The sequence below is a fragment of the Bacteroides sp. Marseille-P8574 genome, assembly GCF_902825465.1.
In the GTDB taxonomy this organism is placed as follows: domain Bacteria; phylum Bacteroidota; class Bacteroidia; order Bacteroidales; family Bacteroidaceae; genus Bacteroides; species Bacteroides uniformis.
The window spans coordinates 2,670,561-2,682,951 of the sequence record NZ_CADEBE010000001.1 but is presented as its reverse complement, the minus strand read 5'-3'; the positions used below and the strand labels follow the sequence as shown (position 1 = coordinate 2,682,951).

6 protein-coding genes are annotated in these 12,391 nt (G+C 46.3%); 1 reads left to right on the top strand and 5 read right to left on the bottom strand.

Annotated features, from left to right (window positions below; translation table 11 throughout):
- Positions 1–10: 10 nt before the first annotated feature.
- From HUX74_RS11440 to HUX74_RS11425, 4 genes are all read right to left on the bottom strand, one after another.
- Positions 11–2,461 (bottom strand): glycoside hydrolase family 9 protein, encoded by a 2,451-nt coding sequence (locus HUX74_RS11440; protein ID WP_138344660.1) that lies wholly within the window; start codon positions 2,459–2,461, stop codon positions 11–13.
- Positions 2,462–2,675: 214 nt separating this feature from the next.
- Positions 2,676–4,277: a SusD/RagB family nutrient-binding outer membrane lipoprotein gene (locus HUX74_RS11435; protein ID WP_016272451.1), complete on the bottom strand. Its 1,602-nt coding sequence runs from the start codon at positions 4,275–4,277 to the stop codon at positions 2,676–2,678.
- Between the two features lie 14 nt (positions 4,278–4,291).
- A complete protein-coding gene (locus HUX74_RS11430; RefSeq protein WP_117703849.1) occupies positions 4,292–7,366 on the bottom strand; it encodes a SusC/RagA family TonB-linked outer membrane protein in 3,075 nt (1,024 codons plus the stop codon).
- Positions 7,367–8,062: 696 nt separating this feature from the next.
- Positions 8,063–9,868: a long-chain fatty acid--CoA ligase gene (locus tag HUX74_RS11425; RefSeq protein ID WP_117964720.1), complete on the bottom strand. Its 1,806-nt coding sequence runs from the start codon at positions 9,866–9,868 to the stop codon at positions 8,063–8,065.
- A 142-nt stretch (positions 9,869–10,010) separates the two neighbouring features.
- Here HUX74_RS11425 and HUX74_RS11420 point away from each other — a divergent pair, with 142 nt between their 5' ends.
- Complete coding sequence (locus HUX74_RS11420) at positions 10,011–11,081, top strand: M20 family metallo-hydrolase (RefSeq protein WP_117588744.1); 1,071 nt, start codon at positions 10,011–10,013, stop codon at positions 11,079–11,081.
- A 7-nt stretch (positions 11,082–11,088) separates the two neighbouring features.
- On the opposite strand, the gene HUX74_RS11415 is transcribed toward HUX74_RS11420, so the two are convergent.
- A complete protein-coding gene (locus HUX74_RS11415; RefSeq protein ID WP_174646656.1) occupies positions 11,089–12,381 on the bottom strand; it encodes a murein hydrolase activator EnvC in 1,293 nt (430 codons plus the stop codon).
- Positions 12,382–12,391: the final 10 nt, after the last annotated feature.

Genomic DNA, 12,391 nt, shown 5'->3' with positions numbered 1-12,391 from the left:
TCATCTTGCTTTAGAATTCAGAAACCAACATCAGCCATCTGGCTGCCGAAGAGCCCCACACCTCTTTATAAGTAGCCGTATTGAACTGTGGCCAATAGGGCGTGTCCTCATTGAAATAGGACTGCATACCTACGGGTATCTCTCCTACCGTTTCTCCGGGCAATGCCGTGTAGAGCTGCGGATAGTTGCTGCCTTCCCCATAAATCATGGACTGTCCGAAAGGATTCCTGCCTACAACCCAGAAGAGCTGCTGTTCGGCAATGTCTTTCAGTTCCTTGTCCTTCAGTACCCTGGCACAGATAGCGGCAGCTTTACCGGTAGACAAATGTACGGCAATATTTCCCTTAAACGAGAACCAGACGGGAAATATGCGCAAATAATGCTCTTTATCCAGACGAATACCGTTTTCGAGTTGTTCCTCGAAATCCTTATCGGCACCGCTGCGAATCCCTACCTGAACGGCGTAGAAGTTGGCGGAATCCTTCACTTCATCTTTGTGATAGATGCCACTGGGCACCATTCCATAAGGATATACATACTTCATGATATTCTTCAGATAACCGCCATAGAGTTTCATGGCACGAATCCACTGCTCATACTCGGCATGACCGGACTGTGTCTCGCAAAGGGCGGCAAGGGCTTCCATATAGGCATAGTCGCGGGACTGGTGGGTATAGTGTACAATGGACTTCCTGGCCAAATCACGGTAGAAGAAGCCGCAGGTCTTGTCTTTGTCTTTCAGCGGTTCGGTGCGCTGGCACTGCAAGGTGTAGCGGATAGCCTTCACGGCCTCATCGGCATACTGCTGTTCGCCGGTCAGCTTGTAGAGCATGCTGGCTGCCCATGAAATATTGGCGTGATACTGGCTTTCGGATGCCATGGCGGCATGTCCCCCACCCTTCTTTATCAGTTCGGCAAAGCCCAACTCATTAAAGCGTTTCATAGCATAACCGAAGTCTTCCTTTGCAATCTTTTTCAGATTGCTCCTGAGGGCTTCATCCTTCTCAACCATCATGGAGGCATACGCTTCAATTCCTGCAAGCAGGAAGTTTTCCAAAGCTCCGTTATGGACAAGCAGTTCACGGCGGCCGGCATCGTCGTCGGTACCTACCTCACCGTCAGTCCATAGATTGGTACCCCACGTCTGTGCACGGTAACCATCGCCCAGCCGGGTCTTCATCACATAGTCCATTCCCCACAAAGCCTCTTCCATCAGGCGGTTGTACAAGTCGACATTGCCTTTTTCTTTGGCGCGTTCGGCCATCAAGAGCAAGGAATAGGCTATTTCTCCCGTCTGTAAGGTCTGTTGGGACATGTCGGCAGCATCGTGCCATCCTCCGTTTATAGGAATAATATGTCCGTTGTAAGTGGCATGCAAGTCATTATGACAAGCCCCGTGCTTTCCGGGAACGGGATAACCGCAACGTTCGCAAAACAGGAAGTTGACCATCCGCCAGGCAGAATCCTCCCACACATCCTTATGGATATAGAAAGGCAAGGTGGTGACATCCCCTACCTGAATGACGTAACGTCCCTGCGTCTTGAAGTCGGAAAAGTCTATCGTCTCGAACTCTCCCAGACCGGTCTTTTCCTTACGGATGGGGCCGGTATAGACAATGGCCTGCGTCGCGGCATCCTTCAACTGGAACTGTCCGCCGTGCTTTTCCACATTGACAATGGCGCTCTTGGGACTCTCTATGCCATAACCAGTAGTAGAGAAGATGATGCGGTTTTGTGCGGGCATCCAGCCTTTCACGGTTTCCGGATTCTCCACTTTCTGCAATTCCACGGCATCCACATCGAAACGGAGGGAATCTCCCATAGTGCGTTCCTTGCCGAACACTTCGATAGCAAATGAAATCTTGGTCACCTTGTCGCGCGCCAGCCCGGACATCTCGACGAAACATTCGTTCCATTGGTTGTTTTTCAAGTTGATTTCGTGGTATCCTTCCCGACCGTAAATGTCGGGTACTTTTATTTCTCCGTCATTTTCCACATAGAGGTTCAGGTAAATGCTGCGTGCCCCTTCGCACGTGGGATAGATATAGAACTTCAGACGGTTGTAACCTTCCCAGTTCACACCTCCTATATCATAAGAGGCCATGCAAGTGCCACGTCCCAACCCCCAGCCGAGAATCTTCTCCGGATGGGCAGGAGCTTCCAGACGCAGGCTATGCTTGCCAGACTTGCTCCGTTCATCAGTCAAACCAATCTTACCGATGCCCTTGTGCGACCATTTGGAGAAATCCTCCATATCACACAGCATCATAGTTTCCAACACTTTCTTTTTCAAGCCGAATGTCTCGAAAGCCTTTGTCTCGTCGAGCGGCAACGGACTGTGCACGTAACCCGTACTGACGATGTCGGCTTTCAACTTTTCATCTACTTGGGCATGAAGCCAAACAGCCGGGGTACAAAGCAGACCGGTCAACAAGCAGAGAGGTTTAATGATATTCCTCATATACAGTAAATAAGTTTAATTCAATTTTTCGCACGAAACTTGTTCTTTTCAGCTAACATAAATCAAGCTACAATATTAAGCAAGAATAGTCAGACAGAGGTTTAAACTCTATCTGAAGATATTTGAAATCTATCAAAATAAAATGATTCCCTTTCAAGAGATTAAGGAGGTATGCCGAAGTTGTCTCCGGCATACCTTTTACTCAGTAAGGATATCAGAAATTCGATTTGTTCACATCCCAGAATACACGGGTTGCCGCATTATCAGGACCACCAAGCATTTCGACAGCTTTGGCATAACCGGTAGGATTATTGTCCTTTTCATTAATGGTGAAAGGCAAACGACGTGGTCCAAGGTCAGTATCAATTTCACCCTGGCTGTAATTTACCATCACTGGGAATAGTTTAGGATAACCGGTACGACGCAACTCGGCCCAACCGTTCATACCTTCGGGATAGACAGCAATCCAGCGCTGTGTAGCAATCTTGGCAAATTTCTCCTCGTTGCTCAAAGACTCATCCCATTGAGCGGTCACCTTGCTTTGACCTTCGATACTGGCTGCCGGAATAATAGGATCCACATAAGCAGCAGCAGTAGTAGTGCCACTCAAATAATCGCCTACAGCAGCTCCCCATTGTTCAAACGAAGCCTTCACTCCCTTCTCGTACAAATCCTTAGCAGTACCTTTACCATTCACATTCCAACCACGCAGGGCAGCTTCAGCTTCCAGAAGAATCGTTTCACCGGCAGTAGCCAAAATAGCCGGAGACGTTGCAACCAGATTAGGTTTGCTCACAATCGCCTTGTAATTATCCGAGTTCTTGCCCTCTTCCAAACCTTTCACACCATTACGGATACCGAAGAAATCACCGTCAGCATTTGTTGTGGCATACTTTTCCAAACGGGCATCATTCATCCCTCCCAGCAGAGAGGGAATATTGGCATTGAGCACACAGTCGCCATAGCTGAAGGCCAGGCCGTAAAGCGGGTTCACATAACCGTTTCCAGCAATACCAAAATTCGCATCATTGGTTTCAATCAGCCCATTACTATCATTCATGGCAGCCTCAGCCTCGCTCTTTGCCCATGCAGCGTCGTATTTCACGATACGCATGGCCAGACGCAAACGGATAGTATTACACAATTTGGCCCATTTATTGAGGTCACCCCCATAAGCATAGTCAAACGGAGCGAACGAAGCCACATCTTTGTCCTTCACTGCACGCAGTTCATCAGCAGCCTCCCTCAGTTCTTCAAAGAACTTCTTGTAAACATCCTGCCCGGAATCATAAGTACCACCTGTAGCCGATTCACCATAATGAGTATAGATAATACACCCGTATTGATCGGCCAAACGAGACATGGCTATCACACGACAAATGGTATTGATGGCTGCGAAATGGGAATATGTCTCCATGTCTTTCTCACATTTGCGCGTAATTTTAAGACTCTGGGACATCACATGATTATAAGCATAATCCCAGCAGTTATCATTCCATCCGGCATTCATCGCATAAGTAATGTTATTTACATTACCTGCAAAGGCAGTAGCCGTACTTACATAGCCCGACCACATATCCGCATTCAGATTCTGTATCAGCTGATATTCCCACGGATTAGTACCACCGCCATTATTATAATAGATGGACTGCATCATCGGAATAAAATGCATGCCTATATAGTTGTTGTCCTGCTTCAATTCTTCGTCACTTACTCCTTTCGGGTTGGTATTCAAGTCATCGAATGCACCGGTACATGCGGTAAACATGGAAGCTGCCAGCAACGCAGTTGCCGTATATTTCAATATATTCTTCATAATTATAAGTCTATTTAAAAGTTAACCTTCAAGTTGAAACCTATCGAACGGTTGGTAGGCATACCAAACACATCGACACCCTGCAAACGGTTGCTGGTAGACAGCATACCATCGGGATCATAAGGAGCATTGTTCTTGAAGAAGAACAAGTTACGGCCCACCAGCGAAATTTGTGCACTCTTGATAACACCAATCTTAGTCAGCCATGCCTGGGGCAGATTGTATCCTATGGAAAGTTCGCGCAAACGAATATTAGTGGCACTGTAAGTATAGTACTCTGTCACACCGGCACGTCCGCCCACCAGATTATAAAAATCTTGTATAGCCTGCTCTCCGGATATCTTATGCCCTTCGAGCATCACATATCCACGGTCACGTGCATCACCGGTAGCCTTGCTCACACCTTGCTGGTCAAGGTCGGCTTCTGTCAGTGACATCACTTTACCACCAAAGCGTCCGTCAATAAGGAAATACAACGAGAAGTCTTTCCAGGTAAGCGTATTGCTCCATCCTAAATTGAAATCAGGATTTGAGTTACCCAGCTTTTTAGGATCGGATTTGTTCACCAATGGCAGACCGTCATCGCCAAACTTGATTTTACCGTTATCATCACGTTCAAAAGTTGTTCCGTAGAAGTCGCCGAACGAACCACCTACTTCCAGACGGCTCCATACATTATTACTCTCACCGCCACTGAATTGGAAATATCCCAATGCTTCACCGGCCAATGCTTTGGCTTCGTTCTTGTTGGTGGCAAAGTTGACGCCGGTTTTCCAACGGAAACTATTGGTCATCACCGGAGTGGCGTTCATCATAATTTCTATACCACTGTTCTGAATGTCACCTGCATTTACATAATAGGTATTATACTCTGAACCGGAAGGAGCGGGCAAGGTGAAGAGCTGGTTCTTTGTATTCGTCTTGTAGTAAGTAAAATCAAACTCCAAGCGGCTGTCAAAGAAGCGCCATTCGGTTCCAAATTCCAGAGAAGTCGTCTTTTCAGGTTTCAACTCATCAAAAGGAGAAGTTGTATTAAAGCTGATACTGCCGTTCTTTGTAATCGTATTAAGTGGATTGGAGAGATAGGTATCCAAACCGTTACCTACTTGTGACCATGCACCACGGATTTTCCCAAGACTAATCCAGGAAGGCAACTTCAAAGTTTCGTTGAGCAACCAGGTAAGACCTACTGACGGATAGAAAAAGCCCTTGTTCTTATACTTGGTATAGGCCAAGGTAGAAGTCCAGTCATTACGTGCCGTCACGTCAAGGAAAAGCTGGTCTTTTAAACCAATCTGACCGGTAAAGAACACGCTCTGGCTTTGTGTATGTTTTCTCCAATCACTCAAAGAGCCTGCATTGAGAGTCACATTCTGCATCGTAAATACATTGGGAATGGAGAGTGTACCCGGATAGGAATCGAAACCGGTTCCATTGCCATTATAATCATTGATACTGCCACCGACTGATGCATTAAAGCTGAAATTCTCGAACTGTTGTTGATACGTAAAGAGGACATCTCCATAAGTAGAAAGTTCACTTTGCTCATTATAGCTGTAACGGCCATTGGTTCCGGTTCCAGCAGCATTCATACCGCAGAGGATAGGGCTGGTACCTGCATACATACGGGTATTGTCTTTATCCACTATATAGTCGGCGCTACCACGAGCCTGGATACTGAAATAATCGTTAATCTGGTATTTCACACTCAGGTTTATCAAAGTACGGTACCTCGTATCTTCATTAGGCACTTTGTTGATAAGCCAATAAGGATTTTGCTCCATATCGGTTCCGGAAGTCTTATACCAGTTTTGATCCATAATATTACGTCCGGTATTCAACACTTGATAGTTATCCTTGTAGTAGTTAAAATCTTTACCACCCTCTACACCACCACGCGGGAAGTGGTACAAACCGACCAAAGGATTCATATAATAACCTCCTGAAGTGGTACGGTTGTTTCCTTTCTGATACATGGCATTGACGTTGGCATCGACCGTCAACTTATTATTGAAGAAATTTGCTGTTTCGCGGAAATTAAAGTTATGTTTCACCAAACGGTTGCCTTCTACCACACCCTTGCCGTAAGTATTGGCATAGGAGAAATAAGTCTGCATAGCCTTTGAACCCATACTTAAAGAAAGAGAGTTAATAGTGGTAACACCCGTCTTGAAGAAATCGTCAGTATAGTCGGGACTACCGTTTATCTTACCGCCCCAGCTGGTCGTTTGGCCGGTATAATGATTCTGGAATTCGGGAATACCATAGGCAGCCATATCAAAAGTGGTATTGGTATTGAAAGAAATGCTGGCACGACCTTCTTTACCTCTTTTGGTATTGATGATTACCACACCGTTGGCAGCCGAGCTACCATACAAAGCGGCTGCCGCAGGACCTTTCAAGATATTCATACTCTCAATATCATCGGGATTCAAATTGGAGATACCGTCGCCACGGTCGTAGTTACCACTGTCATTATCACCACCAATGGTAGTTGAAGTATTTTCGTTAGTGGAGGAACCGAACGGCACCCCGTCTATCACGTAAAGAGGCTGATTATTACCGCTTACAGAACGGTTACCACGGATGATGACCTTGGAAGAACCACCCAGACCGGAAGAACTCTTGTTGATTTGCACACCTGCCGTCTTACCGGCCAGCGCATTCATCATGTTGGGGTCCTTGGCACGAACCAATTCGTCGCCGTTCACCACTTGAGTAGAGTAAGTCAGTGATTTTTCTTTCTTTGCAATACCCAATGCCGTTACCACCACTTCATCCAGTAGCTTGGCATCATTCTTTAATGTGACTCTTATCGTTCCCGGAGTGATGGGAACTTCTTGTGTTATCATACCTACGAAAGACACTTGCAGTGTCGTGGCACCTGCGGGTGCATCTGTAATAGTGAATTTGCCGTCTAAATCTGTTACGGCTCCGGTAGTACTTCCTTTTACCAATACGGAAGCTCCGATAATCGGTTCATTGTCTTCAGCTGAAATAACGATACCGGTAATGGGGGAATTTTGGGCTGCTACCCAGCTAATGGCCGCCATCAGGCAAACCAAGGTTAGCATAAGTCTTTTTTTCATAAGCTGTTTTTCGGAAAATAAATATTAGATTAAATATGTGTTAAGTTAATAAACAGATTCTCGGAAATCTGTTATCCCGATCGGCCAGTCTGATTGACTGTTCCTCTCATTTCTTCTTCTTTGTATGCTTCATAGGCTATTAGTATGTTACGGTTAATATTTAAGCTTATCCAAATGTCTTTATTCTGCAGATTTCTTTCAAGCTCTCGTATATAAAACCGGGGGCACAACCGCAACCCTATCGGAAAAGGACGATTTATTTGCTAATAAAAGTTAATGAAGAAAAGCTGCTGGCAGAACCGGTGCTTTATTGCATGGTTTTAAGCAGATTACGGCATCACCCTTCTCTCCCTCGCCTAAGAGTGAGGCTTTCATTATCTACAAGAGAATCCCCCCCGGCACCGCGGCAAATTAACCTCTCCATTGCGACAAACTAACTATTTTCTCGCATCTCATTATTCTTATCACAGTCATGTTAGTTTCTTACAACAGCTGTATTCTTTTCTTATAACAGCTGTTGTAAGAATAATAAGAAGCATAAAAACTGCCAGTCAGCAGTATACAGATGATTAGTTTCTCGCAGTGCAGGGGGTAGTTTCTTTCTGTTCAGAAGAAGGAGATAAAAAACAGACCGTCCGGCCCGGAATGAAAAAGATTCACCCCAGGTCGGACGGTTATAAACAAAAAAACAAAGTTTTATTCTTCGTACATCTTATCAATCAGCTCCTTGTAGTTCTTTGCCACAACAGAACGTTTCAGCTTCAGCGTATTCGTCAGTTCCCCACGCTCCATGCTGAATGGTTCCGGCAGAAGTGTGAAACGCTTCACTTGCTCATAATGGGCAAATTGCTGCTGCAAGGTATCGATACGGGCACGGAACAACGCCTGTATCTTGGGATGTTGCAGTAACTCATCCATATTGCCGTATGCAATGTCTTTCTCCTTGGCATAATCCTTCACAAAGCCATAAACGGGAACTATCAAAGCGGAAACAAACTTACGCTCATCGGCAATGACAGCAATCTGGTCAATGTAACGGTCAATAGCCAGCTTCGTTTCTAATGCCTGCGGCGAAATGTATTTTCCGTTAGAGGTCTTGAACAAGTCTTTGATACGCTCCGTCAGATACAGATGACTATCCTTCAAATAACCGGCATCACCCGTGTGGAACCAACCGTCACGGTCGATGGCAGCAGCCGTTGCCTCCGGTTTCTTGTAGTATCCGGTAGTGATAGTCTTACCACGAAGAAGTATCTCGTTATTCTCGCCAATCTTCACCTCCACATCAGGCATCACCGTACCTACGGAACCAATCTCATAGCCTTCGTTGAGGAAGCAGGAAACGGTAGCCGTAGATTCCGTCAGACCATAGCCCACCACCATGTTTATACCTACAGAATGCACAAACTCGCAGATTTCATCGGGCACAGCAGCACCTGCCGTAGGGAAGAAATTACCGTTCTCAATACCTATCGTCTTCTTCAGCAGAGCATAAATGGTCTTTTCGTAGAACTTGTATTTCAGATGAAGCATCATCGGAGGAGTCTTTCCTTGACGCACATAATCAATGTTATGCGTCCTGCCCACCTTGATGGCATCCAACATCATCGCCTTACGCAGACCGGTTTCCTGGGAAATCTTCTCCTGCACACCGGCATAGACTTTCTCCCAAAAACGGGGTACACTGCACATCAGTGTAGGACGTATCTCTTTAATAGTAGTCTGTATATCTTGTGGACGGAGATTGATGCAGACCTGCACCCCCCGGTGTATACAAAGGTAGGTCCATGCCTTTTCGAATACATGGGTCAGCGGAAGGAAGTTCATGGAAACATCCTGGTCTGTTATGAAAGGCAATCGGATATCATGAATGCGGAAAGCCTCTCTATAATTGAAATGATGGAGCATGACACCTTTCGGCTCACCGGTAGTACCGGAAGTATAAAGGATATTGGCGAGGTCATCATCTGAGGCAGCTGCTGTACGTTCTTCTACAATGGCATTGTGCTGCAACTCTTCATCCATTGCCATAAATTCATCAAAATAGATGGAAGTCATGTCGCGCGGATCTTTCACCACAGCACGGTCGAAGATGATGAGCTGCTGCAGAGACTGGCAAAATCCGAACACACTGAAAGCGGCATCGTACTGGAACTGCTCGCCTACAAACAGATAACGTATCTGTGCATCGTTGATGATATACTGTGCCTGAGCCGGTGAGCTGGTAGCATACAAAGGTATAGTCACCGCCCGGTTGGCGAATGCACCGAAATCAGTAAAGAGACATTCGGGTTTATTCTGCGAGAAGATACCGATATTCTCTTGCGGCTCTATTCCCAAAGCCACCATTGCATTGGCAGTCCGGCGTACAGTCTGTGAGAACTCTTTCCAAGAGATGGGTATCCATTGTGCAGTTTCATAGTCTCTGTATTTCAGGGCTATTTTGTCTCCATACTTCTCTGCCTGGCGGTGCACCAGAACAGACAAATGATGATAAGTCATAACTTTTGATATTGGTAAATACGGTACAAAGGTAGTGGTTTCATTTGAAACTAATCCGATATTAGCGGGTAATTATTCAATATGGGTACTCCTTTCCGTTTTTTATTCGTAAGTTTGCAGCAGGATTATTTATTTACCGAATATGATTTACGATATACCGACTTTAACTTCCGAAGCAATCGGATTGCTCAAATCACTGATAGCCATTCCTTCCTTGAGCCGCGACGAGGAGAAAGCGGCGGATTATCTGCAGAACTATATCGAAATGCAAGGCATGGCAACAGGACGTAAAGGCAACAATGTATGGTGCCTCAGCCCGATGTTCGACCTAAAGAAACCGACCTTGCTGCTGAATTCCCATATCGACACCGTAAAACCCGTCAACGGGTGGCGGAAAGATCCTTTCAAACCAACGCTGGAAAGTAATGGAAAGCTCTACGGGCTGGGCAGCAACGATGCCGGAGCCAGTGTAGTCAGCCTGCTGCAAGTATTCCTGACATTGTGCCGCACCACTCAGGCCTACAATCTGATATATCTTGCCTCGTGTGAGGAAGAAGTATCAGGCAAGGGGGGAATAGAATGCGTATTGCCGGAACTCCCTCCCATACAGTTTGCCATTGTAGGCGAGCCGACAGAGATGCAACCTGCCATTGCAGAAAAAGGATTGATGGTGCTGGACGTAACTGCTACCGGAAAATCGGGACATGCTGCCCGAAACGAGGGAGATAATGCTATATATAAGGTATTGGATGATATTGCCTGGTTTCGTGATTACCGTTTTCCAAAAGAATCTTCCCTGTTGGGTCCCGTGAAAATGAGCGTAACCATGGTAAACGCCGGTACACAGCATAACGTCATTCCCGACCGTTGTACTTTTGTCGTAGACATTCGCAGCAACGAGTGTTATAGCAATCAGGAGCTATTCGATGAAATACAGAAACACATCACGTGTGAAGCCAAAGCCCGCTCCTTCCGGCTAAGCTCTTCACACGTAGCTCCGGAGCATCCGGTAGTGCAAAAGGCTATTACCATGAAACGTACTCCTTTCGGCTCACCGACCTTGTCCGACCAGGCACTGATGCCGTTCCCTTCTCTAAAGATGGGACCAGGGAAAAGTGCCCGTTCACACACTGCCGATGAATTTATCTTTGTCAAGGAGATAGAGGAGGCGATAGGAATGTATTTGGAGTTGCTGGAAGGAGTGAAAATTTAAATTATCATTATCTGTTCAGCCACGGCTCCGGATTCAGTTTTTCCTTCTCTTTCCTCAATTGGAAATGTAGCACCGTACGACCATTGTCGGCCCCATCCGAGAAGATTTGTCCGAGGGTCTGTTTGGTGGTAACATCATCGCCCTGCTTCACCGAGGCCGATGACAAGTTGCAATAGACGGATATATAATTCCCGTGACGGACAAGGATATTGAACAGTCCGTTCAGTTTAAAGACAGCCGCCACTTTACCATTGAAGATGGCGCGGGCTTGGGCACCCGGTTTCCCTTGTATATCGATGCCTTTATTGTCCAGCTTGACATTGCGCAAACCTTCTACAGAATACTGGCCGTAATGGCTGGTAATGATATACGCTCCAGTGATGGGCATCGGCAGCTTACCGCGATTATTAGCAAAATTCCCGGATAATTCACGGTCTGCCTTACTCATGGAGTAAGTATCCAAAGGCTGTGCCTTTGGCTTTGCGGACGTAGAGGCAGTCGCAGTTTTCTCACCAGCCTTTTTACGTGCGGCTGCCTCACGGCGCGCTTCTTCTGCCGCACGTTTACGCGCTTTCTCTATCTCTTCCGCTATCAGGCGGTCAATGCGTGCATTGAGCTGATTGGCTTCACGGCGTTTCTTATTCAGTTCGTTCTGCAATCCCCGCTGTTTCTTTTTCAGATTGGCCACCAACAACTTCTGTTCCTTCTCCTGCGCTTCCAGCTTGACTTTCTCCTCTTCACGTTCTTTCAGCAATCCTTCCTTGGCAGCCTTCACTTGCTGAAGCTCAGCCTTCTTACGGTTCAGCTGTTCCTGCTTTTTCAACACCTCCTCGCCTTGCAGGCGCTGATAAGTGGCATATTCGCGTACATAACGCATGCGTCGATAGGTCTGTGTCAGGCTCTTGGCAGAGAAAATGAACATCAGCTTCTCTTCAATGGAACGGTTCTTATACAAATATTGGACGGACGATTCATATTTCTTCTTCTTGTCCTTTAGGTCACGTTGCAAGCGAGTCAACTGACGTCCCAATGAAGACAACTCGCGCTCTATGGATTCCACATCATTATTGATAGTCAGAATATAACGTCTGCGTTCTTCTATCTGTCCGGTCAGTGCAGCAAGACCTTTCAACTGGCTTCCCACATCCTTCTTGGTGGTTATCAACAGCGTCTCCGACTCTACTATCTGTTTCTGCAAGGCACCACGCTTGCTTTCCAGTTCCTTAATCAGCTTGTTGGACTGGGCAAAGAGCGGAGAAACCGGCAAAAGGAGGAGAAAGAAGAAAAGGAGAAGCTTCATAAGTTATAAG

Bases quoted from the DNA above. Each gene is read 5' to 3' on its own strand.
- HUX74_RS11420 (WP_117588744.1), top strand. From the start codon at position 10,011: ATGATTTACGATATACCGACTTTAACTTCCGAAGCAATCGGATTGCTC.
- HUX74_RS11440 (WP_138344660.1), bottom strand. From the start codon at position 2,461: ATGAGGAATATCATTAAACCTCTCTGCTTGTTGACCGGTCTGCTTTGT.
- HUX74_RS11430 (WP_117703849.1), bottom strand. From the start codon at position 7,366: ATGAAAAAAAGACTTATGCTAACCTTGGTTTGCCTGATGGCGGCCATT.
- HUX74_RS11425 (WP_117964720.1), bottom strand. From the start codon at position 9,868: ATGACTTATCATCATTTGTCTGTTCTGGTGCACCGCCAGGCAGAGAAG.
- HUX74_RS11415 (WP_174646656.1), bottom strand. From the start codon at position 12,381: ATGAAGCTTCTCCTTTTCTTCTTTCTCCTCCTTTTGCCGGTTTCTCCG.
- HUX74_RS11435 (WP_016272451.1), bottom strand. From the start codon at position 4,277: ATGAAGAATATATTGAAATATACGGCAACTGCGTTGCTGGCAGCTTCC.